A 23773-nucleotide genomic window follows, 5' to 3' on the forward strand; every position below is an offset into this window, starting at 1 on the left:
AAATGATTACCATTCTTTTTGGTGGTTGTAGACGATGAATAAATAGACACTTCTGCTTAGATAAACAAAGAAACCGCAATAGTTATAAGACTAGGCGGTTTCTTTGTTTATCTCTCCTTCTTTTTATCACTTTTTCCTTCCTTTAATGTGCGGTAAATTTGCGTATGCATACTTCCCTGAGCAGTGTTTTCCAAGAAAAAAGGACCGATGAGCTCTAGATATTCATCATCTTCAAACATTTTTTTATTTTGTAATTCCATTTCTGCTAAACCTTCGTATGTTGAAAGTAGTGCGTAAGTATGGTCCTCCCCGGAAATAGGTGTCAATATCTCTACCTTGTGGTCATAATTTTCATTTCTGAATTTTTTAATTTCCTTTAAATTTTCAATTCCTTCTTTGAATTTCTCCTGTTTTATAATAAACGTCTGATATACATAAACAGACATTCCTGCACCTCCAAAAAATGAACAAACTTATTCATTACTATGTACTTATTCCTATTATTTATCCGTAGTTCTAAACAACCATTTTTTTTCTTTCCATTTATTTATTAAAATAAATGTGATTTTATTACTATGACAACGTGATAAAATAAAACAATGTTTCCATTTATTATTTTTTTGCAGGAAATTAGAATTAAATATGGAATTGGGGAATGTGTGAAACAAAATGTCATTTGCAAACGTCTAATAGGGTATTATTGTTAAAATATGAGAAAAGTTGGGGAAAATGAGAATGCTTACTAGGTTACTAACAATTATTTTAGCCGGTAGTTTAATAGGGTTATCAGGGTGCTCGGAACAAACAACGAAAGAAATAGAAGTGAAAGCAAAAGCATCTGAACAACAACAAGTCATTGAAAAAGAAAAAAAAGAAATGGAAGAAAAGAAAAAGGAAGAGGAGAGGAGAAAAGCGGAAGAAGCAAAACCCGTATACGTCAATATTATTGACCCCAATACAAAAAGCATTATTAAAACCTTTAATACGAAGGATTTAGGATTTGGAAAAGATGCTGAGAGGTACAAAGCGGAAATAGCAAAGTTGACCAGGGAATTAGCGAGGGGAACAAAAGAAACACCGGGGTATGATAATAGAATGATTCTTGATCGATTAGATGCAAATGGTCAGGTAATACAAGGAACACCACAAACGATTCTGAATGAAACAGACTTATCTGAAAAAATCATGCAAGCTTCTGCCAAAGGCGGGGATGTGGAGATACCATTATATGTGACTGCCAGTGGCTACAAGCCAGAGGAGGCAGCACAACTTGGAGAAGCATTGGTCGCTTCGTATACGACCTATTTTAGCAATGGGGTAGCCGGAAGAACCAAAAATATTACCTTATCAGCAGAGGCGATAAATAATGTTATTGTCGGCGTTGGAGACTCATTTTCCTTTAATACAACTGTAGGACCAAGTGATGCTGAGCATGGCTATCAGCCAGCGCCAGAACTATTAGATGGAAAATTAGTAGATGGGATTGGCGGCGGGATCTGTCAGACATCGTCTACCCTCTATAATGCGATTGACCAAGTAGCGGTAAGTTATATTGAAAAAAATAATCACTCGGCGCATGTAGGGTATGTTCCGACCGGAAGAGATGCAACCGTTTCGTATGGCGGAAAGGATTTCAGATTCAAAAATACCACAGGAGTTCCGGTGCTGTTAAAATCAATTGTAAAAAAAGGTTCCCTAACTGTAGAGGTAAGAACAGCCAAAGCCTATCAAAGTTTAATCAAAAAGAGTAAGTAATCAAGCAATAAAAAATCCCTTTCATTGAAGGGATTTTTTTTATTGTCCAGCTCCAGCGCCCTAGCGGCTAGTGTCCTTCGCTCTCCGCTCTACGATAAGTCAAGCACGAATGCGCCTCCGGCTCTTCGTGTTTCCTTTATCTCAGTTGGAGCGCTCTAGGCCATACGCCGCTGACCAGGGCGTTTACGCTTTTCTTATTGCATTTCTTCCCAATCCGTATAATGTCCGCTGCCTTGGCATCCAGGACATTCAAACGAATTAAAGTAGGCAAATTCATTATAAGGATACACGGTATAGCCCCGACCCTGACAATCAGGGCATTTTCCTTGATCCTTCATATTGGACAGATGGTTTTGGTACCTTGTCTCTTTCCATTGATTAAATGAGTTGAGTAGTCCCATTTTCTTCACCTCATCGTTTTTTCTTATTATGGGAGAAAAATGGAATTTTTATGCTTGAATGTTTTACGGAAGTATAGGGTATAGTGAAAAAAACCTTCCATTTATTATTCCTTCCTATTATATTTTTATGAAAAATGAATCATTTTTGTGATGGGTTAACTCTATTTTTTTATTTTCTGAATTGAGTACCATGGTAGATTGTTATGAGGAACGCAAAATTAGTTTTGAAAGAAGAGTACTTTTTCTCTAAATGAACAAAATAGGAGATAAAAAAAGGGGAAATAAAATGCAGCTACCGGAAAACAACACAACAACACATGAAATAAAAAAAATGATCATTTGATTAAATACTGCTTTAAATTAAGGTGAACAATAAATACAAAAAGAAAGAGGTGATATTTTGGGAACATGGAATGAACAAGCCGCACCCAATAATAATTTACCCCCGAAGACAATCAAGTCAGGTGAATTAGTAGGGAATGAAGCTAAGCATGAATTTTCAGAGGAATTATCAGATGGCGGTGAGCGTGATCAATTCATTGAAAGACAAAAGAACAATCTGAAAATGAAATAATCTCTAATGGATAGAAAGTCAGAATAACTTCTGACCTTTCTATCCATTTTTTTCTCTTTTCATCTACGAACCATTACTTTATCACTCTTCGTCCCGTAACATAATGAGTGTCATACCATGGGACAAACAATACCCTTGAAATTATACCTTTCTTTGGGTCTGTAAGAAGGAACTTCTGGTTTCCCGCATAAATGGCAGCGATGGTTGGTGTCGTTCCACCGGCAGTAGAGGAAAAGAAAATTAAGTCGCCCTTTTTTAGATTGGCTCTCGCTACATAGGATCCTTTACTTGCAAGTTGACTGACATTATTTGTGCCAAGCGTAATTCCATTTTGCTCGTAAATGTAATTCACCAATCCGCCATTTGTAAACGTATTCGTTGAAGGATTATTAACAGAATTGCTTATCGTTACATTACCCATCATTGTATAAGCACGGTTCACAATTTTATCCGCTGTAGTCAGGGGGGTGGAAGGCATATAGCTAGGGATGACCCGTCTAGCTCCCACAAAGTTTTCTGTGTAGTAAGGTTTCGCTGTCATATCCGATATAACAATGTTTTGTTGTGAATCTGCCATATGTAGAAGCTTGTTATTTCCTAAATAAATTCCAATATGATCTGCCGGATTGTTATCCGATTTGTCCACATCAAAGAAAAACAAGTCCCCTTTTTTTATCTGGTTCATTGGGACGGCGACTCCTAGTCTTAACATATAGTCTTCATTATAGGTCGCTAAATCGGCTCCATTTTGCTTAAATATATAATCAATAAACGTAGCACATGAAAATTTGTATGGATAGGTCGATTTGTATTCGGTTCGACTGTAAGTGGCTTTCCCGATTAAACTAGTCCCTGTTTTAATAATCGCATCGGCAATCTGGTCTGCTGTTTGGTTTGGACTGATAATCGGTGCAGCAGACGCTTTATCTTTTTCAAATGGGAAGCTAAAAGCTCCGGAAATTAACAAGAATACCCCCAATAAAATAAGCATGAATTTTTTCAAAGCAACATCCTCCTATTAATTTTTGATGGACCTGTTTATTGTGCAGCAATTAGTTCCCTGCTATACAAGTCAGAAATAGGAGAATTATTACGAAGGGGGGAAGTTTTCCGGACACTGAAATGGCCGCATTTTCCTAAAATGTCAATGCATAAGTTATTTCATATGTTATTTATACATACAAATATCAATATACTAAACTTCTGTCCGTTTCAAATGGATAAGCAATTGAATGTAATGTAAAAGGTTTTAAAGATTAGATAAAGGAGATTATTCAATGACATTGATAGGAATGTTACATCATCGTAAAGACCCCAAAACTGTCATAAAGTCTTATGCCTATGCGGCGGTTGCTAAAGCAGAAGGCGCAAAGTTTTTTTACTTTTCACCTGGATCAGTGAATTTTGTTAACAGTTCCATTAGAGGTCAAGTTTATGAAAACGGTAAATGGATGGAGAGAATTATGCCTTTCCCAGATGTTATCTACAATGCAGGGAGTCCTGAAAAACTGGCCAATTCTAAGGAAATTATTCAAAGATTAAAAGAAAAGATCCCTTTTACAACACATTCAATCGGAAATAAATGGAATATTAATGAGCGGTTAAAGGAAGCAAAAGAATTTTCAAACTACCTAATACCGACAGAAATTATCATAAATACGGAGCATTTCTTCAAATTTGTCACTGCATTTGAAAAGGTTGTATTTAAACCGATTGATGGAAGAAAAGGCAAAGGAATCTTTTTCATTTCCAAAAGTGAAAATGGCTTTTTAGTTAAGCTGAACACTGATAGTATGTCTTACTCGAAGCAACAACTAAACGATCTTATAGGAGAAAAGCTTTCAACAGGAACCTTTATTATTCAACCTTATATCCAATCGACCACTAAATCCGGTCAAGTGTTTGACTTTAGACTTCATGTTCAAAAGAATGGGGAAGGAAAGTGGGTGATTACCACAATCTATCCGCGAGTTGCTCCAATGGGATCAATTGTCGCCAATATTAATAATGGCGGCTTCACCAATTATTTAGATCCCTTTTTACAACAAGAATTTAAGGAAGAAGCTTTTAATATAAAACGGACGCTAGAGCATTTTTCCTTGTCATTGGCCAAGCATTTGGATGAGCTTCAAATGTTACACTTCGGTGAAGTGATTGATGAAATTGGTGTAGATGTGGGTTTAGACGAAAACTCCAAACTATGGATTTATGAGGTGAATTGGCGGCCAGGTTGTCCACCCGCTTTTTATTTAGAGTTAGATGTCGTCATCAATACGATTAGATATGCCATGTTCCTTGCAAAGAACCAACATTCCATTAAAACTAAAATAAAAGCATTAAAGCAAAAAAAAATGGAGGAAAATAAGAAGATCCCGATTATCGCCATAACAGGAAGTGCCGGTAAAACAACGACTAAAGCCTTCCTCGCATCTATATTATCGAAGAAATGGAATGTATTTGAATCAAAGGATTATTGGAATACAACAGAGCATACGAAAAAACATGCTGCGGAAATCACTCCAGCCCATGAAGCGGTTGTATTAGAGTATGGAATGGCCTATCCTGGTGTCATTACGGAACATTGCAGCATCATCCAGCCAAATATTAGTATTGTAACAAATATCGGCCTTGCCCATGTAGGAAATTTTGGTGGTGATATTACAAAAGTTGCTCATGCTAAATCTGAATTAATTCATGGAATGGATCAAAATGGAGTTCTATTTCTAAACAAGGATGATCCTAATTCCACCTTTTTAGAAACCGAACATTTCAAAGGGAAGATTATCACCATTGGGGTAAATACAGCCTCTGACTACAGAGCCTATGATATTAAATATGAAGATACTGGAATGACTTTCAAAATGAAGCTCGGAGGGCAGGAGATCTCACTGTTCATTCCTATTTTAGGGGAGCATCATGTATATAATGCCCTAAATGCCATTGCTGTTGCAGATTACTTAGGTTTCACGCCAATGGAAATCAAATTGGGACTGCTGTTTAGAAAACCGCCAAGAAGACTAACTATATATAACTGCCGTGACAATATTACACTAATTGATGATACCGTTCACTCCCACCCCCAAGGAGTACGAGCAGCAATCGATGTTCTCTCCAATATTGGAAAACATCGAAAAATAGCGATTATTGGACAAATGAGGGAGTTGGGAGATCTAAGAGAGGAAGAATATCGTAAAGTGGGAGAATATGTGTTTGATAAAGAAATTGATCTTTTAATCACATATGGTTTTCGAACAGAAGAAATTGGAGCACAAGCAAAGGCAAAAGGTTTTCCCGCTAACAACGTGTACCACTTCACCAATCGGGACCAACTACATGAATTGTTATTGAGGACTGTAAAAAAAGATGACACTATTTTGGTCAAAGGGGCTAGTAAAACAAATATGTTTGATACCGTGAAGTTTTTAGATCAAACATTTAGTTAATTTCTCTTACAGTTAACAACAGAAGAAAGGCACTGTACAATTTCTATTGTACAGTGCCTTTCTTCTGTTATTTTTGCTGCTTACGCAGCTAAAAGCTATTTACCACTTCACTTTGATCTTGTGAGTGTTCTATATTTATATGGTACTAATCTAATTTTTTGATGACAATAGAAGCGTTTACGTTTGCTTGAGTGCCTCCTATCGGAGTAGCAAGTCCAACTGCTGCAGCAGAAGAGTGATTTCGAAGAGTAAGAACATCACCGGCTCCTATCGTGAATATAGCTTGTCCGTTGTTTTGCTGAGTTCCTGCACCTGAAGCATATATGGTTCCCGGAACCAGGTTTCCATTTAAAAATAACGCAAATTGATTCGGTTCTGTACCTGACACAGAGAAAGTAACCTCATAAATACCAGCATCAGTAATTAGAATCGAAGGGGAACCGGGAGCATGCGTAATTCCAGCTGTGAGAAAGCCATTTGTATCAAAATTAACATCCGCCTCTATCGCAACAGTTTGAGCAGCTAAGTTGTAAATATAGGCTAATTCGGATAAACAGTCACAAGGAATAATAATACCCATAATAACACCTCCTTTCAACTTTATTATTACAGTATATTAATGAGGTGTCATTTTAGCTTGTGCTATTAAATGAAATGGATGAAAAAAATTATTAAGTTAGTTGTATTAATTATTTTTGATATTGCATTCAAAATCTTTGACTTCTTCGAGGATAAAAGATAAGTGAACAAAACGTTAAATTTTAATGTTAAAAAGCCACAATTTTTATATAAAAAACGTGGCTTTTATTTGTTTATTTAATTGATGTGATTTTGATGCTATTTTTATTTTTTGTCCCTCAGAAGAGAACCCGTTACACATTACCGATGTCCTTTTTGTGATTTGGGAAAATCGTAATTCCATTTTATTCCTCTACTAAATGGAACTTAATCTCGTCTGCAGCACTTTTTGCGCGCTTTTTAGCTTCTTCCAAACTTGCCCCTGTTGCAATCACGTAGGCATATCTATGACCCATTGATAATGGCGGTGTTAACTTAGTTCCCTTTTTAGGCTTCACGTAAACTTTAACTACACCTGGGGACCTTATTGCCCTCCTTTTTCCCGTAACCTTTTCTAAAATTCCCTTTTTCGAAACAATGACGTGCTGAGTAAATACGTAGTTCCTACATCTTGGTATTACCGATGGACTTTCTCCTAAATATAACTTAAGGGTTTCTTCTACTAAATTATACCCAAATGCAGCTAAAATCATTTCATTCATTGCACCACCAGAAATTCTCGGGTTGATTTCAATGAGTTTCCAGCCACCTTTTGTCCGACGTAATTCAAGATGAAGGGCACCATTCTTAATTCCGAGCTGTGAAATGATAGATTGCAGGACCTGTTCAATTCCTGCTTTTAGATGATTGGGCACATCTGCAAGCACCCCATAACCTGTAATAATAAATCGTTTGCCCTGTGTAATTTCTTGTTCGATCATTCCAGCAATCATAATCTTGTTATTGTATATGAGCGCCTCGACCAAATATTGGTTTCCATCAATATATTCTTCAATAATAATGGTTTCATCTGGGTTCTTTTCTTGCAATCTTACAATCTGTTTCTCTAATTGCTTCCTATTTTCCACAAACAACACGTCTTTGGAACCGGTCGATTTCGGAGATTTTACGATGACTGGAAAAGTTAGCTCTGAGTTTATCGTTTCAAATGGAAGGGATTCATTTGGGTTAATATTGAAAAACTTAGGAGTATAAGGCTGTTCCTTTAGAGAAACCCTAGTTTCCTCTTTGTTCTCCATTATTTTGATGGCATTGGAAGATGTATAACTATCACAAAATTCGTCACAAAGAATGGAAGCACTATAAACATTTGAATCAATAAAACTTACAATGGTCTTTATTTCCTTACCCTTTAACCGTAACTTGTTAATTTCTTCTTTCATCATAGAAAGATTATTCGTATCAACAAAAATCATTTCATGAACATCTATATACTCTTCCCTTTGCTGCAATTGCTTTTCGTTATTTGTGAAAACAACCGTAAAGTAACACAGCTGTTCCGCTGCTTTAATCGCTTCTCTACTCGATCCAGATTTATTTGTGCCAATAAAAATAATCGTTTTCAAACGGTCCACTCCCTATATAAACTTCGATAAAACAACCTGTTATATATTTATGAACTAAACCGTTTTTTGTATGGTTATGTATCCTGTAAAATGGGTCAGCAGAAAACAATCTTTTAAAAGGACACCAATCTTAATCCATATCGTACAAGCAATTTGAAAACGAGCACATATGATGATTATGAGAAAGGAGTGTGATAGTAAATGAAGCCCTTATCGGTCGAGTGTATCAGAACTATCTTTTCCGGGGACTTGATTCAAGGGTCTGATAATGTAATTATTCATTTTGGCGCATACCGACTTAAACAAATAAAGAATCAAAATACCATTCTTTTTTTAAGGAAGAAAGTTGTCAATTTGAAAAAACTAGAGGTATATTTCCCTTTAGTGCTTGTAACAGATCAAACCATTAGCAGGAGTGAACAATTTAAGAATTTAACAATCATAATGGTCAAGGATGTGGAAGAAGCTTATTGGAAATTTGTAAAGTACTACCGAAGCCTTTTTCATATTCCTGTTGTAGCTATTACAGGGACAGCAGGAAAAACAACGACAAAAGATATGATTAGTCATATTCTTTCAGCTAAAAAAACAATTACAGCAACAAGTAGTACCAATAATTCTCGAACAGCTCACTTACATTACCTCCTTAGCATTGATGATGATACAGAAGCAGCTGTTTTTGAAACAGCTGTTGGAGCACCTGGAGACGTGCTAAAGGCAGGGGAGTATTTTAAACCGACTATTGGCATTATTACAAACATAGGTGCACACCACTTGAATTACTGTAAAACGCTAGAAGGCTATATCCAGGCAAAAGGAGAAATGGCAAAAATACTTGATCATTCAAGTGTACTTATTATAAATTCGGAAGATGATAACACGAAAAAAATAGATTTAACCAATTATCTTGGACGGATCATAAAAGTTGGCATCGATCCATCCAGCCACTTTAAAGCAGCTGGTATTAAATATTGTAAAGACGGGATGCAATTTAGTGTCCAACACGAGGAGAAAAAGTACTCTGTTTTCGTTCCAGGTTATGGCGAGCAACAAGTTTATAATGCACTTGCCGCTATTGCAGCTGTCCATGAAATAGGAATTGATCTTCCGGAAGCGGCAGATCGATTAAAAACATATAAAAATCTAAATAAGCATCTTCAAGTACACGAAGGACTTAATGGCGCTACGATCCTTGATGACACATGGAGCCTAACAACCACTTCATTAAAAGCCGCTTTAAAGGTGTTAAGTGAAGTTGGAGAAACGAAAAAGAAGGTGGCTATTTTAGGAACTATTACGGATTTAGGATCTTGGGGGTACGTCATTCATGAACAGGCAGGGGAAATAATAAGCGAGTCAGATGTTGATGTTCTCATTACGATAGGTTTCCACGCCCGTATTATGGCTGATTACTTATTAAAAATAGGAACGGCTTCAACGGTTTATTCATTTAACAATAGCACCCTTGTTTTTGACCTTTTAAAAAAAATCGTTGATGAAAATACAATTGTTCTGATTAAAGGGGATATGTATAGCAAACCAATGATTGAATTGGCATCTAAATTACGTAAGAAGATATAGCCCTCCTTTTACAATCGTTGTTTAAGGGGAGAATCTTTTTGTACTAGCTTGCATTTCCTGCCATAAATAATTTTATTAATATGGACAATCCACTGTGCCACAATATTAGTGCCATTAATATAGTAAAGTATTCTACTAGAAAGGGGGGAATATTAATGGGTGTTATTTGACCTTGTGGCGTGCTTGTAAATGCTGTCTCAGAAAATAATAATGTAAAATTCACAGGCCAGACAGGAACAGTAAAAGGTGACTTGACTTACCTGGCTAATGTTTGTGTCACCACTCTTGGTACGTCTACACTATCCTTATCATTTGTAGACACAGAAACTCCAGGTGCAAACAACTTCACTTTTACTGCAAATGCCATCACTTCTGTTACCTGTAAGCAGGAAGGGCAGAATTGTGTAGTTACTGTTGATGGTACGGGATTAGTGAACGGTGTACAATTTCCTTTTGAAGCTGTGTTTAGAGACCAGGTTGCTACAGCTGCAAATGATAACGTACAAAGTTTTGTGATCACAGGTTTCTTTGATCAAAATGGTGCAGCACCTGTTCCTCAAGGTTCTATTATTGCACTAGGCTGTCAGTAATGTAATTGTAATCGCTTCGGAACTCCCGTCTGTTAAAGCCGGGGATTTTTATTAAATACCAAACTATCCAAGAAAAATACTCTACCTGAATAGAATATCTTAAGAACACTTTTAAGGAGTAGTGAACGTTGAAGGCCAGCCGCGGCCGAATAGGCCAGTATCGTATATTAAAGTCTGTAGAAAGTTTATCTAAGCATCTGATAGAAACAGAACTATTTTCAAAGTCGACCTTGTTTAAGTTTTTAGACAAGTATACAGCAGTTGTTATTAAACCTGTATTTGGTCCTGGGGAGGTTTGTGTTGCTTTTAAAAATCGTACTTTTCAGATTACGTCAAATGATAACGTAACTACTGTAGATGAGAAAGAAGATCTTTATCATCATCTAGTCTGTCATGAGATTAATCAGAAATATCATATTATCCAACCAAGATTGCTTAGTAGTCCCTTTCAATGCTACATCACCGTTCACCGTTCAGTAGAATCAGATGAATGGTCTTTAAAATCTGTAACAGGGAAATCCCATTACAAGCTTGGGAAATTCTTTTATCTATATTTGTATAAAATGATCAAAACCGTTGTGATTCGATCTGCACAAAAGCTCGGGGAATTCTTTCTTCATTGCAATACAATTGTATTTGACATTTTACTCATAAATAGGGGAATATGGATAGCAGATTCCGTGCTCCATTTTCCTGTCAGTAAATGGAGTCAATATCATGAGCTTACTACGATAGCTTCTCTTTCTCGCTATATCCCGGTTACAGAATTATTAACGGAAGTCACTTTGAAGAATTTTCTTAACAAATATAACGAAGTGATCATGAAGCCTTGTAACGGTCAACATGGAATCGGTATTGTACAGATTATGAAAAAAGACTCCGGTACGTATGAATTGCATACAGGAAGAAAGAAGCTGACGAAATCAAGTCTTGAAGAAATATATCGTTATATGAAAGAAAACTATCTTTCTAAGAAAGATTATCTTATTCAGCAGAAATTACCATTAGCTAGTATTGACGACTGCCCATTAGACGTAAGAGTCATTACGCAAAAATGTAATTCAGAATGGATCGTAACGGGTAAGCTTGTTAAAGTAGCCGCTAAGGATTTTATCATTACAAACGCAGCACAAAAATTGCTAACATTTAAGGATGCAATCAATGACTTAAACATCTCTCATCTAAATATCAACAGGCTTGAACTGAAAATCGACAAGATCTGTATCTCCGCCTCTAGGCAGCTTGAAAATAACAATGCAGAGATTCATCTCATTGGATTTGATATTGGGTTTACCAGTCAGGGACTCATCTGGGTGATTGAAGGAAATTACAAACCCGACCTTTCTATGTTTCATAGAATGGATGATAAAACAATCTATAAGAATATATTGAAAGCCCAAAAAGATTAAATGCCCCTTCTGTCCTTAAGTGCGTTCTCTGCCTATGAAGCATTAGCATATTCCTATTCAATACCTATACATTATGAATGGGGTTTTCATATGATATTCAGAAGAAAGGAGGATTTGGATGCAACCATTACTAGTGAAAGACATTCGACAGTTACTTCAAGGTAAATTAGTTAGAGGGTCAGAAAGTTGGAAGGTAACGGAGACCATTTATTATAATCGTCATGATCATACAAAGCGATATACCCTTTTGTTTGTTAGCAGAGACGATACGATTAATTGGACTGCAATTAATAATAAGGGGCCATCTCTCGTGATTTCGGATAAGCCTACTTCGGAGCTGAATATGGCCCTCCCGAATACGACAGTTATCAAAGTTGACAGCCTTGTACAGGCATACTGGAAATTTATTGAGTATTATCGTGGTCTTTTTCAAATCCCCGTTGTAACAATAACGGGAACATGCGGAAAAACAACAACGAAAGATATGATTAAACATATATTAAGCAAGGATAAAAATGTTCAAGCTTCCGAAAGCAGTAAGAATGAACCACGAAGATCATTACCGTATCTAATGGGCATTGATGAAAAAACAGATGCAGCGGTTTTTGAACATGGGCTGGGGAATTCAGGTAACATTAAACATCAGTGTTTGATTTATCAACCTACAATTGGGATCATTACCACGATTGGTGTCCATCATTTAGATGGATGCGGAAATCTTGAAGGATATATAAAAGCTAAGGCTGAAATAGTGGATGGTGTGAAAAAAGACGGTACGTTGATTTTAAATGCTGATGATGAAAATACTAAAAAGGTGCCGCTGCATTCATTTAAAGGAAAGATTATTTATTTTGGAACCGATAAGAAGGCTGATTTCAGAGCTTCCACCATTAAGTTCGCGAATAATGGAATGGAATTTCTGCTACATGTTTCAAATCGTGCGTATGAAGGTTTCATCCCGGGCTATGGCGAGCATCAAGTATTTAACGCACTAGCTGCACTAGCGGCTGTGAACGAGATGGGAATGGACATAAAGGAAGGAATTTCTCGTCTTGCAACCTATAAAAATATGGAGAGGCATCTGGAGTTTTCAAATGGGTTCGGCGGTAGTACGATTATAGATGATACATGGACAAATAATCCCACTTCTGTGGAAGCGGCATTAAAGGTGCTTGATTCTATTGGCGAGGGCAAAAATGTCATTCTGGTGTTAGGTGATATTAATAGATTAGGAAATTTTGAAAAGAAGTATCATCGTGAAATTGGCACTTTGGTTGCAAAGAGAAACATCCACACTCTAATTACAATCGGAAATAAGGCTGAAGAAATAGCAAGACAAGCAAGTCAAGATGGAAGCAAGGCAAATATTCATATGTTTAAAGATGTCAAAGGTCTTAAAGAGGTCTTGGATCCTATACTTGATAGTAATGCCATTCTACTTATTAAGGGGCCAATGTCAAGCAGATCCATGATAGACTTTGCGAACAGTTTAAAAAAGGATAGTTAATCCAAGAATAAAGAAGCATTCGATGCACCATCGCATCGAATGCTTCATTTTATTTTTACCACAATTACATAAAATAATTAAAGAACACGTCGTGCCGCAGCATAGTTGTTCTTAGCCCAAACAGAGTCCAAGCTTTCTTTCACAACACTGCCGGAAGTAGAGAGTGAGAGAAATTGATTTCCACCCATATAAATTCCTGTTTGTGTAATTTTCGAACCACTATTATCTGTAGAGAAGAATAAAAGGTCACCCTTTTGCAAATCAGCTTTTTGGACTGTTTTTCCGATTTGCGCTTGTTGGCTTGCTAGTTTATTTTTTAAATCAATCCCTTGATTTTTATAGACATAGTAAGTAAAACCTGCACCTGTAAATGTCAAGGTACTCTCATTGTAAGAATATCCGAATTTTGCTTTCCCGATCAGACTGGAAGCAAAATCGACAATTTTATCTGCCGGTAAGGTACTTGCTGTTGGTTGTGTCACTACTGGTGCAGCACTGTCTGAAAAAACACGTTTTGCTGTAATATAATGCTTGTCATAATAATCAACAAACAGAACTCTCGTCAGGATTCCGTTTGAATTCGGAATAATAATTCTGTGATCACCCGCATAAATGGCTACTGAAGTGGGTGTGGATGAACCTATTGCACCATTAAAGAATATTAAATCACCTTTCTTTAAGTTTTCGCGTGAAACGGTTGTGCCGAGTTTCATTTGTTCTTTTATATTCGTTGTTCCTAGATTAACGCCATTTGTTTTATAAACATAGTTAACAAAGCCTGTACCTGTAAACTTCATCGCGTTTTCATCATTAACACTGCCCATAGTTACTTTATTCATTAAATTATAGGATTGCTCAACAATTTTATCCCCTTTTGTTGCTGGGTTAGAAGGGAGCAAGGTTGGTAATACTCTTCGGGCAGTTACGTAATTATCTTTATAATATGGCTTGCTGTCTAAATCTGAAATGACAATATTTTGTTGAGGGTCTGCCATATGAATCACTTTATTGTCGCCAATATACATTGCTACATGATCGGGATCCGTGCCTGTTGTTTTACTTCTAAAGAAAAGTAAATCACCCTTTTGTAATTGATCTCTTGCAACATAGGTACCTTGTTGCATCATATAATCTTCATTGTACGTAGCAAGATCCACGCCGTTTTTTTCAAAGATATACATAAGGAAAGAAGCACATGAAAATTTGTAAGGGTATGTTGGCTTGTACACGGAATTACTATAAGTAGCCTTGCCTATTAAACTCTTACCAGTTTGAATTAATTGATCTGCCTTTGCTTCAACGGCTAATTGGTTATTTTGAGGATTAACCGTTGCTGCTGAGACCTTTATTGGATTCATAGCGATAGGGCCTGCAAAAAAAGTACCTAATCCAATTGAGATTGCTAGTGTTGTTGTAACCAAACGTTTTTTCATAGGTTACCTCCTAAAGTAGTTTACTTATTCTCACAACTGAGCTTAACATATTAAAGCGATTGGTTTTTGTGGGAAAATATTCCGGGCTAATTTGTTACATGACCAAAAGCCTTGTTCCTAAAGGGTTTTACGGATAACTTTACAGTTTGGTTACAAGGGATCGAGGCGCTCCATTCCAGATACCGATAGGCGGAGGCATTAAGGTTTTAAAAAAATGCTATTTCCGCTTTACAAAGTCATAAAAGAAATGTAGAATTTCTATGTACCTAAAAATTCTAGGTAGGTGAAAAAATGTTTAATCGCGAATTGGTTAAAGGCAGCACATCGTTAATCCTACTTCAATTATTAAACGAGCGGGATATGTATGGTTATGAATTAGTAAAAGAGCTTGAACATCGCAGTGATAATGGTTTGAGCGTGAAAGAGGGAACCTTGTACCCGGCGCTTCATAAGCTTGAAAAGCAAGAGTACATCGAATGTTATTGGCAGGAGCAGGAAAAGGGCCCTGCACGCAAGTATTACCGGATTACAAATGCCGGAAATGAATTGTTAGATGAAAAAACTCGTGAATGGCAGGACTTCGTTAAGGTAATGAACAAGGTGATTGGGAGATCGAAGCATGGAACGGCAGAAGAATAGGTTTCTCGAGGAACTGGCAAAGGGACTTGGAAATCATCAGGATAAAGAGGAAATTCTCCTTGAATACGAAGCGCATATTGATGAAATTCTAAGCGAATCCTATGATTGTTTTAACGAGGATGAAGTGATGACACGGATTGTATCAAGGCTTGGCAGTCCGGAAGAGATAACGGAATTGTGGAGAGAAGAACTTTCCGTTACACCTAGTAACATGAAATGGCTGTTTATTCTCTTGAATATCCTTTTTTTTGGCGGAGGAAGTTTATTAACACTTGCACATAATCTTTTTCAATGGGAATGGATTGCCTCTATTTGGAGTTATTTAACGGCAATCCCAACCTTAATTGCCTTTTTGTATATGTTTTTTTGGGCACTACTTGGATACGAAATCGGCAGAGGGTTTGGACATGGGGGGCGAAGGCTGCTCAGAAAGACGTTCCTGCTTTCGCTCATTCCCAATTTAATCTTAATGTTTTTAACCGTTTTTCACATAATACCACATTCGTGGTTCGCTCCATTACTGACAAAAACGTTTATTATTGCTTGTATCATATTTACTATTTTCCTTTACCCAATTAGCTGGATTGGCTACCGCTGGGGGCGGAAGGCTTCGATATGAGCAGTTTTTTTTGCAAATATACCTAGTAAAACTATATATATAGAAAATCTACTTAAAAGAGGGATGAAAGATGGAAACGAAAATTGGCAAAATGGATTGGATCTTCTTATTTTTATGTCTGCTGCTCGGAATATTAGCGGAAGAATCATTTTTCCGCGGGCAAATAGGGATCTCCTATATAGTATTTATCATCGCATTTTATGCAGTATTTTATTGGCGATACCATCGCTATGCCTTTTCACATCAACGCTTTGGATACCTTGTCCTTTGTTGTATTTGGCTCCTTTCGGTAAGTTATTTTTTAAATAATAATATGCTGTTCTACGCGCTAAATATTATAGTGATCCCCGGATTGGTGATTTTTCACCTTGTATTAGTTACGAGCCCAAAAAGTTTTCAATGGAGTCAACCTGCATTTGTTTCCTACTTATTTTCAAGGCTGTTAGACGCACTGAAGTATAATGCCGTGTTTGCTGCCTATTTAGGTAAAGGTATGAAACGAGGTGTAGACGATGATAAATTACTCGTCTGGAAAAAAGTTTTAATTGGGGTAGTCATCTCCATTCCTGTATTGGCCGTTGTCTTAAGGCTTTTAATGACAGCTGATTCTCAGTTTGAACGGATGGTAGGGGGCTTTCCGAATTGGTTTCGAGTGGTTGACGCTGAAAGTTTCATACGATTCTTCATCATACTTATCTCTACAGCCGCTTTCTTTTGTCTGATGCAGGTTTTGTTTCAAAAACAAATTAAAGTTATGATGCAGGAGGCGAATTTACAACAGCTCCCAAAGCTTGACGCGATTATTTCCATTACAGTGCTGATCTTAATTAATATCGTCTATGTCTTATTTACATTGGTACAATTCAAGTATTTCTTTAGCGGAACCCTACAAGGTGATTTGACGTACGCAGATTATGCAAGGAAAGGATTTTTTGAACTCTTGTTTGTCACGATGATCAATTTGTCGATTACAATCGTTGTGGTAACTTTCGGTGACCGTGGGAAAAATGGTATCAAACGCTTGACGCAGCTTATGCTTACTATTCTCGTCCTATCAAGTGCAGTAATGCTTAGTTCTGCATTTATGCGATTAAGTCTGTATGAGGACGCATATGGATTTACCTTTACGAGGGTGCTGGTGCATTCATTTATGATTTTCCTTGTCGTCATATTTATCTATACATTGGTGAAAATTTGGGTTGAAAAACTGTCGTTATTCCATTTTTATTTTATCACATCATTAATTTACTACACCGCCATAACTGTCGTCGATTTGGATAAGATAGTCGTGAAGGAAAATATGAACCGCTTTGAGCACACTGGGAAAATTGATGTCCACTACCTAAACAGTTTGTCTCCAACCGGTGTCCTTGGATTGATAGACCTTTATGAAAAAGATAAGACTGTTCCGGACTTACAAACCATTTTACTTGAGAGGCAAAAGCAAGCAAATATTGAGAACCTTCCATGGCAGTCATATAACATAAAAAGAGAGCAGGTTGCTGATAAACTGAAAAAGTTACCATTACAGTAATGGCGGCCATCAACAAAACTCCATACAAATTGGGTATGGAGTTTTGTTCATCAACTTTTACCCACTTTCTGTTAGTCAGGATTCCTTTTCGTGATTCCTTTTCGGTTAAAACGATTTTTCTTTATTTGATTCACGATTGATTGATCCTCGATTCCGATTGACGATGCCATCATCTCGATTACCCAGCTTACCAAGCATTCCTCCTAAAACCCATTTATCCTGCACATATTGAATGTGAACTCGGACACCCAATGCTTGTCCATCTGGTGTGAAACTGGATACACCTTGTTGAATAATATAACTTTGGAGTGATTTTTGGATATAATTAGAGTGAAGAAAGGTCATAACATTTTCTAAACTGATAAAATTTTCATCTATTTCTAATCCTGTATTAGTAAACCCGTTTATGGAGTATGTTCCATCACTATTTTTACTAATCCGAATTACGCCTCTGCCTTCTTTACCTCCGATCGGTTTTACATAAACAAAGGAAGAACGTTTCAAAATTTCCTGTAATGTGTCGTCACTAAAGACTTCAGTTTCAGGAAAATTACTGGATGTGAGTGGATTTTGCTTTAATTTCACAGCCTGTTCCCACTTATTTATTTGATTCACCTTAAATTCACCTCAATTGACAAATGATTTCCAATTTACTTTATTCCAACAATAAAATAAGTGTGCTAAGGTGAAATTGTAGTGTAGGGAATAGAAAGGGGACAATAAAAAAACAGGATCAATTTGATCCTGCCCTGTAACATTAGTCTCCACTAAACATATCAAAAATTCCTTTGGCTAAACTGCCTTCATCTTTTGACCCTCCGCGGGAAGGAGCAGCAGCAAATACACGGCTCGCAAGCCTGCTGAACGGCAACGACTGGATCCAAACGGAACCTGGCCCTTTTAAAGTGGCAAAGAATAACCCTTCGCCGCCGAACATGGCGGTTTTAATCCCTTTTACGAATTCAATATTATATTGAACATTACTAGTCATTGCTACTAAACATCCGGTATCCACGCGTAAGGTCTGGCCCGGAAGAAGTTCTTTCCTGGTAATCGTTCCGCCAGCGTGAACAAAACACATTCCATCACCTTCAAGCTTTTGCATGATAAAACCTTCACCACCGAAGAAGCCAACCCCCATTTTTCGTTGGAACTCAATGCCAACCTGGACACCTTTCGCGGCAGCAAGGAAGGCATCCTTTTGACAGATAATTTTTCCGCCAAGTTCACTTAAATCCATCGGAATGATTTTCCCTGGGTATGGTGAGGCAAACGAAACGTGTTTCTTGCCCATCCCGGTATTTGTAAAGGTCGTCATAAATAAGCTTTCACCGGTAATAACCCGTTTACCGGCACTGAACAATTTGCCCATCAAATTGCCGCCATCACCAGACCCGTCACCAAAGATGGTCTCCATATGTATGTCATCTTCCATCATCATAAAGCTTCCAGCTTCGGCAACAACTGTCTCTTGTGGATCAAGCTCCACCTCAACAAACTGCATATCATCGCCATAAATCTTGAAATCGATTTCGTGGTTATTCACTGTAATCCCTCCACTTTTATAAAAATGTATCACCTACATTCATTATAAAAAACTTAGGAAAAAAGTGCTAATTGTAATTTAATAAAATAAAAGGACGTCTGAATAATCAGACGTCCTTTGCGTATTGAGGCGAAAAACCACACTCCACATAGTGCGTTCCATAAAGGAATGTTTCTCGACTTACACAACTCAGCTCATCGCTAGACTATTGTAACATGAGGATCATGCAAAATACAAGTGAATTATTTTTGAATAAAACACTTGATTAAAATCACTTATTATCATATATTCAAATAATCAGATATACAAAAATAATAAGATAAGAAGGGTGACTATGTTTACTGATAAAAGGTTCCATCATTATTCCTTAAGTAGCTTGCCAAAGGACCTCCTTTCAGGCGTGATTGTTGGGGTCATCGCGATTCCACTAGGCATGGCATTTGCCATTGCTTCAGGGGTGAAGCCAGAATATGGAATCTATACGACCATTGTTGCCGGGATTCTCATCTCCTTATTTGGCGGCTCGAAATATCAAATTGGCGGGCCGACGGGAGCATTCATCCCGATTTTGTTCGGGATTGTCATGACATACGGTTATGACAATTTACTCATTGCCGGATTTATGGCTGGGGTTATTCTCCTGTTTATGGGGATTTTTAAACTGGGATCATTAATTAAGTTTATTCCGAGACCAGTCACAATTGGATTCACAACCGGGATAGCCGTCACGATTTTTTCAGGGCAGATAGCTAGTTTCCTAGGTTTAGAGGGGATAAAAAAGCATGAGGAATTTAGTAGAAACATTCAAGAGATTGTGTTCCACCTTAATACAACCAGCATTTTTAGTGTAGTAACGGCAGCGATTTGTTTAGGAACCGTAATCCTAACACCAAAGATTGTTCCAAAGGTTCCAGGGCCGCTTATTGGCTTAATCGTATCCACCTTTGTGGCAAAATTATTTTTCCCTGGTCATGTGGCAACAATCGGAACTGCTTACGGTGAAATCCCTAGCACATTGCCGCAAATCCATATTCCGAATATGAATATGGAGATCATGATGAAACTAATAAAGCCTGCGTTCATTATCGCCATGCTAGGCGGCATAGAATCCCTGCTTTCGGCAGTCGTAGCAGATGGTATGACAAATAGTAAACATAACAGCAACAAAGAGCTGGTTGGCCAGGGAATAGCCAACATGATAACACCACTATTTGGGGGAATTCCAGCAACAGGTGCCATTGCCCGAACGGCAACCAATATTAAAAATGGAGCTGTTTCACCTTTTTCCGGAATCATCCATGGGGTAGTAGTACTACTTGTCCTGCTGTTTTTTGCGCCTTATGCTTCCTATATTCCATTAGCAAGTATGGCCCCAATCCTTATGGTTGTGGCGTGGAACATGAGTGAGAGAAAAGTATTCGCCCATATTTTAAAAACAAAATCAACGGATTCCCTTGTCCTTGTCGTAACATTTTTACTAACAGTTTTTGTCAATTTGACCATGGCGGTCGAAGTCGGTCTGATCATGTCTGCTATTCTGTTTGCTAAGCGGATGAGTGATGTGATGGTGACAGAAAAGGTATTGCCAAACCCGCTTACGAAACATGAAAAGGTTGAGACTAGAATGGTTTCAGATACACATGATTGTCCGCAAATCAGTATTTTTAATGTGGAGGGTCCACTGTTTTTTGGAGCAGCCCTTACGTTTGAAGAAACAATCATGAAGACGATTAATTATCGGCCAAAAATACTTTTACTAAGGATGGGAAGGGTCCCATTTATCGATACAACCGGTGAAGCGAATTTATCACGGATTGTTCACCATTTTTCGAAAAATGGTATAGTATTGATAGCGGGTTTAAATCCACAGCCGGAAAATGTTTTGAAAAAGACAGGCTTATATGAAATTATTGGTGAGGAAAACTTCTATGAACACACCGGTGAGGCGATTCAATATGCATTGTCTCAAATTAATAAAAATAAGTGTCTTGGCTGTAAGCATTATGCCTTTAGGGAATGCAAAAAACTCTCAGCTCAAGAAGCTGTTGAAGGCAGCCGGAAGAAGCTTACAGCTACTTTCTAGTAGTAGAAGGAGATGAAGATTTGAATTTGGAAATGCAAAGATTTAAAGCAGAATTTTTTAAGGCACTGGCACATCCTTTAAGAATACGTATTTTAGAGTTACTGGCTGAGGGAGATAAAAGTGTTAATGAAATGCAAACGCTGGTAGGCAGTGAAGGGTCGGCTGTTTCGCAGCAGCTTCAAGTGCTCCGTGCGAAAAATATTGTTTCAGGTACAAAGGAAGGTAACAAGGTTATCTACACATTGAAGGATCCGATGATTATCGAATTATTAGCCGTGGCAAAACAAATTTTTAACAATCACCTTGTTGATACGATTACGATATTGGATAAATTTAAAGAGGATGAAGAAGATACTGTGATGCCGAAGAATTAATTTCTTCGGTTTTTTTCTATATTAAAGGTGGAAAAGAGATTATTGTTATATTTTGGTAATTATCGTTTTTTTGTCATATTTAATCCGGCTTTTCACTAAAATAATAGATTACTATAAAGGTAGTAATACTAGATATAGAAAAATTAGGAAGGTGATTGAATATGTATGACTTAGTATTGCTGCATCCTCCTACGGTTTATGATTTCCGCAAAGAGATGTTATTCACTGGGCCGATTAGTGATGTGGTTCCTTCTTCACCTGTGTTTGAAATGTACCCAATTGGTTTAACAAGCATCGGTGATTATTTAGAACGGTTTGGGTTAAAAGTGAAAATCATCAATATCGCCAATCGAATGCTGCTTAATCCTAATTTTGACGTAGAAAAGAAAATCAGAAAAATTAAGACAAAGGCGTTCGGAATTGATCTTCATTGGCTGCCACATGCCCATGGCAGTGTTGAACTTGCAAAGATTATTAAGAAGTACCATCCCGATACACCTGTTATGTTTGGCGGACTATCAAGCACTTATTTTCATAAGGAATTAATTGAATACTCTTGTATTGATTTCGTAATGCGCGGGGATACAACCGAAAAGCTGATTCTTATGCTTCTGAATAAATTGGAGAAAAAGGAAACGGACAGTTTTTTCGAAATACCTAATCTTACCTGGAAAAAGGATAATTCTTATCATTTTAATGAAATGACTTATGTACCAGATAGTCTCGATGAATTTAATTTACCCGGCTACCGTTACATCATCCGATCTGTGTTTAAGTATTTTAATCTATTAGACCCATTGCCTTACAAGGGGTGGCTGCAGTATCCAAATTCCGCGATTCTGACGTCTAAAGGCTGCACATACAATTGTTTAATCTGCGGGGGTTCCAAAGATGCCTACGATCTTAATTGTAATCGGAAAAAGCTAGTGATGCGCTCGCCTAGAAAGATGCTCGAGGATATTGCGTTAATCCAACGATTTACCAGGGCGCCTATATTCCTGTTAAATGATATTAGGCAGGGTGGAAAAGAGTACGTGGATGAATTCTTAACGGGATTAGAACAAATGGACCTGAAGAATGAAATTGTCTTTGAATTATTCAATTATGCTGATGAAGAATTTTTCAAGCGGCTGAACAAGGCAATGCCAAAGTACAGTATTGAGTTAACACTTGAATCAGCCGATGAGGATATTCGTAAATATAATGGAAAGCTGCCTTGTACAAATCCTAAGGTGATCGAAATGCTGCAATATGCCTTAAAACATAACTGTGCTAAAATTGATTTATTCTTTATGACGGGAATACCTAATCAAGATTATGACAGCGCAATGCGAAATGTCGTTTTTTGTGAAAATATTCACAAGGAATGCGGCCAAGATTTGCGGATATCGTACTTTGTTGCACCGCTTTCACCATTTCTCGATCCCGGTAGTCCAGCCTTTGAAAATCCTGAGAAATATGGCTATAAAAAGTTCTGCCATAAGCTTGAAGACTTCCGTGCAGCAATGAAGCAGCCTTCCTGGAAAAATATGCTTAGCTATGAAACGAACAAAATGACGAGGGAAGACATCGTTCGAGCCACCTATGACTCAGCTTTAAAATTAAATGAATTTAAATACAAAAATAACATCGTAACAAAGGATGTTCATGATGAAGTTGCAGTTAAAATCGAAAAATCGGTCGAATTCCTAAAACGATTGGACGAATTGGCGCTTTTACCGGACAATGAAGGAAAGACTGCGATGGCGAAAATTAAGGAAGAAGTGGATCAAATTAATCGGCATAGCATTTGCGGAAAAAACGAACTAAAATGGGAGGTTAAAAAGCTGTTTGCCGACTTCCCTTCGCTAACCTATATTGGCCTTGAATTACTTGTAAAAGACATGATTAAAGGGGTAAAATGCAGGATTGGAAAAATCGACCGACATATCGCTTTTAGCCCAAATTCACAAAGTAGAAACATAGAAAAATAATGTTATAAGTCAGCCGGCTGTATTCCTCAATAATTTCCTACAAAATGTGACAAAGACATTGGAGTGGATTGTTTTAGGTGACTAAATATTCAATAATTTCACCTCGTTTATAGGGAAGAATGTAGAATTCTGTAGGTCTGTGTCGTTGTCTCCTACCTTGACTTTTTG

At 37.4% G+C, this 23773-nt stretch carries 21 protein-coding genes; 13 read left to right on the forward strand and 8 right to left on the reverse strand.

What is annotated here, in order from left to right:
• Window positions 1-107: 107 nt before the first annotated feature.
• A complete protein-coding gene (locus ACIQXV_RS15695; RefSeq protein ID WP_402960149.1) occupies window positions 108-446 on the reverse strand; it encodes a hypothetical protein in 339 nt (112 codons plus the stop codon).
• A gap of 289 nt (window positions 447-735) precedes the next feature.
• On the opposite strand from ACIQXV_RS15695, the gene ACIQXV_RS15700 reads away from it, so the two are divergent.
• On the forward strand, window positions 736-1755 hold the full coding sequence (locus ACIQXV_RS15700; RefSeq protein WP_402960150.1) for a VanW family protein: 1020 nt from the start codon (window positions 736-738) through the stop codon (window positions 1753-1755).
• Window positions 1756-1949: 194 nt separating this feature from the next.
• Here ACIQXV_RS15700 and ACIQXV_RS15705 read toward each other — a convergent pair whose 3' ends face one another.
• Window positions 1950-2156, reverse strand: a complete 207-nt coding sequence (locus ACIQXV_RS15705; protein ID WP_402960151.1) for a DnaJ-like cysteine-rich domain-containing protein — start codon at window positions 2154-2156, stop codon at window positions 1950-1952.
• 400 nt (window positions 2157-2556) lie between these two features.
• On the opposite strand from ACIQXV_RS15705, the gene ACIQXV_RS15710 reads away from it, so the two are divergent.
• Window positions 2557-2730 (forward strand): hypothetical protein, encoded by a 174-nt coding sequence (locus tag ACIQXV_RS15710; protein WP_402960152.1) that lies wholly within the window; start codon window positions 2557-2559, stop codon window positions 2728-2730.
• A gap of 73 nt (window positions 2731-2803) precedes the next feature.
• Here the strand turns inward: ACIQXV_RS15710 and ACIQXV_RS15715 are convergent, their stop codons facing one another.
• Entirely contained in the window at window positions 2804-3733 is a 930-nt protein-coding gene (locus tag ACIQXV_RS15715) for a C40 family peptidase (protein ID WP_402960153.1), read from the reverse strand.
• Between the two features lie 274 nt (window positions 3734-4007).
• Here ACIQXV_RS15715 and ACIQXV_RS15720 point away from each other — a divergent pair, with 274 nt between their 5' ends.
• Window positions 4008-6173, forward strand: a complete 2166-nt coding sequence (locus tag ACIQXV_RS15720; protein ID WP_402960154.1) for a YheC/YheD family protein — start codon at window positions 4008-4010, stop codon at window positions 6171-6173.
• A gap of 145 nt (window positions 6174-6318) precedes the next feature.
• Here ACIQXV_RS15720 and ACIQXV_RS15725 read toward each other — a convergent pair whose 3' ends face one another.
• Complete coding sequence (locus ACIQXV_RS15725) at window positions 6319-6753, reverse strand: BclA C-terminal domain-containing protein (RefSeq protein ID WP_007083954.1); 435 nt, start codon at window positions 6751-6753, stop codon at window positions 6319-6321.
• A gap of 343 nt (window positions 6754-7096) precedes the next feature.
• On the reverse strand, window positions 7097-8317 hold the full coding sequence (locus ACIQXV_RS15730; RefSeq protein WP_402960155.1) for an ATP-grasp domain-containing protein: 1221 nt from the start codon (window positions 8315-8317) through the stop codon (window positions 7097-7099).
• A 201-nt stretch (window positions 8318-8518) separates the two neighbouring features.
• Here ACIQXV_RS15730 and ACIQXV_RS15735 point away from each other — a divergent pair, with 201 nt between their 5' ends.
• The 4 genes from ACIQXV_RS15735 to ACIQXV_RS15750 all read left to right on the forward strand — a co-directional run bounded on the left by ACIQXV_RS15735 (window position 8519) and on the right by ACIQXV_RS15750 (window position 13404).
• Window positions 8519-9898, forward strand: coding sequence for a Mur ligase family protein (locus ACIQXV_RS15735; protein WP_402960156.1), 1380 nt, complete (start codon window positions 8519-8521; stop codon window positions 9896-9898).
• 251 nt (window positions 9899-10149) lie between these two features.
• Window positions 10150-10488 (forward strand): hypothetical protein, encoded by a 339-nt coding sequence (locus ACIQXV_RS15740; protein WP_402960157.1) that lies wholly within the window; start codon window positions 10150-10152, stop codon window positions 10486-10488.
• Window positions 10489-10616: 128 nt separating this feature from the next.
• The gene (locus ACIQXV_RS15745; protein WP_402960158.1) at window positions 10617-11897 is read left to right on the forward strand and encodes a YheC/YheD family protein; all 1281 of its coding nucleotides are present in this window, start codon (window positions 10617-10619) and stop codon (window positions 11895-11897) included.
• Window positions 11898-12015: 118 nt separating this feature from the next.
• Window positions 12016-13404: a Mur ligase family protein gene (locus ACIQXV_RS15750; protein ID WP_402960159.1), complete on the forward strand. Its 1389-nt coding sequence runs from the start codon at window positions 12016-12018 to the stop codon at window positions 13402-13404.
• A 77-nt stretch (window positions 13405-13481) separates the two neighbouring features.
• On the opposite strand, the gene ACIQXV_RS15755 is transcribed toward ACIQXV_RS15750, so the two are convergent.
• A complete protein-coding gene (locus tag ACIQXV_RS15755) occupies window positions 13482-14837 on the reverse strand; it encodes an NlpC/P60 family protein (RefSeq protein WP_402960160.1) in 1356 nt (451 codons plus the stop codon).
• A 291-nt stretch (window positions 14838-15128) separates the two neighbouring features.
• Between ACIQXV_RS15755 and ACIQXV_RS15760 the strand changes: the two genes are divergently transcribed.
• The 3 genes from ACIQXV_RS15760 (at window position 15129) to ACIQXV_RS15770 (ending at window position 17629) form a co-directional block, all read left to right on the forward strand.
• Entirely contained in the window at window positions 15129-15476 is a 348-nt protein-coding gene (locus ACIQXV_RS15760; protein WP_402960161.1) for a PadR family transcriptional regulator, read from the forward strand.
• On the forward strand, window positions 15457-16095 hold the full coding sequence (locus tag ACIQXV_RS15765) for an HAAS signaling domain-containing protein (protein WP_402960162.1): 639 nt from the start codon (window positions 15457-15459) through the stop codon (window positions 16093-16095). The genes ACIQXV_RS15760 and ACIQXV_RS15765 overlap by 20 nt, the downstream gene beginning before the upstream one ends.
• Window positions 16096-16165: 70 nt before the next feature.
• Entirely contained in the window at window positions 16166-17629 is a 1464-nt protein-coding gene (locus tag ACIQXV_RS15770) for a DUF4153 domain-containing protein (protein WP_402960163.1), read from the forward strand.
• 105 nt (window positions 17630-17734) lie between these two features.
• Here the strand turns inward: ACIQXV_RS15770 and ACIQXV_RS15775 are convergent, their stop codons facing one another.
• The gene (locus ACIQXV_RS15775; RefSeq protein WP_402960164.1) at window positions 17735-18244 is read right to left on the reverse strand and encodes a YheC/YheD family protein; all 510 of its coding nucleotides are present in this window, start codon (window positions 18242-18244) and stop codon (window positions 17735-17737) included.
• Window positions 18245-18386: 142 nt separating this feature from the next.
• Entirely contained in the window at window positions 18387-19175 is a 789-nt protein-coding gene (locus tag ACIQXV_RS15780; RefSeq protein ID WP_402960165.1) for a TIGR00266 family protein, read from the reverse strand.
• Window positions 19176-19509: 334 nt separating this feature from the next.
• On the opposite strand from ACIQXV_RS15780, the gene ACIQXV_RS15785 reads away from it, so the two are divergent.
• The 3 genes from ACIQXV_RS15785 (at window position 19510) to ACIQXV_RS15795 (ending at window position 23605) form a co-directional block, all read left to right on the forward strand.
• Window positions 19510-21258 (forward strand): SulP family inorganic anion transporter, encoded by a 1749-nt coding sequence (locus tag ACIQXV_RS15785; RefSeq protein WP_402960166.1) that lies wholly within the window; start codon window positions 19510-19512, stop codon window positions 21256-21258.
• Between the two features lie 20 nt (window positions 21259-21278).
• On the forward strand, window positions 21279-21632 hold the full coding sequence (locus ACIQXV_RS15790; RefSeq protein ID WP_402960167.1) for an ArsR/SmtB family transcription factor: 354 nt from the start codon (window positions 21279-21281) through the stop codon (window positions 21630-21632).
• A 161-nt stretch (window positions 21633-21793) separates the two neighbouring features.
• Window positions 21794-23605, forward strand: coding sequence for a TIGR04190 family B12-binding domain/radical SAM domain protein (locus tag ACIQXV_RS15795; protein ID WP_402960168.1), 1812 nt, complete (start codon window positions 21794-21796; stop codon window positions 23603-23605).
• Window positions 23606-23773: the final 168 nt, after the last annotated feature.

The organism is Neobacillus sp. NPDC097160 (assembly GCF_044762155.1).
In the GTDB taxonomy this organism is placed as follows: Bacteria; Bacillota; Bacilli; order Bacillales; family Cytobacillaceae; genus Neobacillus.

Bases quoted from the DNA above. Each gene is read 5' to 3' on its own strand.
- ACIQXV_RS15725 (WP_007083954.1), bottom strand. From the start codon at position 6,753: ATGGGTATTATTATTCCTTGTGACTGTTTATCCGAATTAGCCTATATT.
- ACIQXV_RS15735 (WP_402960156.1), top strand. From the start codon at position 8,519: ATGAAGCCCTTATCGGTCGAGTGTATCAGAACTATCTTTTCCGGGGAC.
- ACIQXV_RS15795 (WP_402960168.1), top strand. From the start codon at position 21,794: ATGTATGACTTAGTATTGCTGCATCCTCCTACGGTTTATGATTTCCGC.
- ACIQXV_RS15765 (WP_402960162.1), top strand. From the start codon at position 15,457: ATGGAACGGCAGAAGAATAGGTTTCTCGAGGAACTGGCAAAGGGACTT.
- ACIQXV_RS15750 (WP_402960159.1), top strand. From the start codon at position 12,016: ATGCAACCATTACTAGTGAAAGACATTCGACAGTTACTTCAAGGTAAA.
- ACIQXV_RS15700 (WP_402960150.1), top strand. From the start codon at position 736: ATGCTTACTAGGTTACTAACAATTATTTTAGCCGGTAGTTTAATAGGG.
- ACIQXV_RS15755 (WP_402960160.1), bottom strand. From the start codon at position 14,837: ATGAAAAAACGTTTGGTTACAACAACACTAGCAATCTCAATTGGATTA.
- ACIQXV_RS15705 (WP_402960151.1), bottom strand. From the start codon at position 2,156: ATGGGACTACTCAACTCATTTAATCAATGGAAAGAGACAAGGTACCAA.
- ACIQXV_RS15695 (WP_402960149.1), bottom strand. From the start codon at position 446: ATGTCTGTTTATGTATATCAGACGTTTATTATAAAACAGGAGAAATTC.
- ACIQXV_RS15720 (WP_402960154.1), top strand. From the start codon at position 4,008: ATGACATTGATAGGAATGTTACATCATCGTAAAGACCCCAAAACTGTC.
- ACIQXV_RS15785 (WP_402960166.1), top strand. From the start codon at position 19,510: ATGTTTACTGATAAAAGGTTCCATCATTATTCCTTAAGTAGCTTGCCA.
- ACIQXV_RS15760 (WP_402960161.1), top strand. From the start codon at position 15,129: ATGTTTAATCGCGAATTGGTTAAAGGCAGCACATCGTTAATCCTACTT.
- ACIQXV_RS15770 (WP_402960163.1), top strand. From the start codon at position 16,166: ATGGAAACGAAAATTGGCAAAATGGATTGGATCTTCTTATTTTTATGT.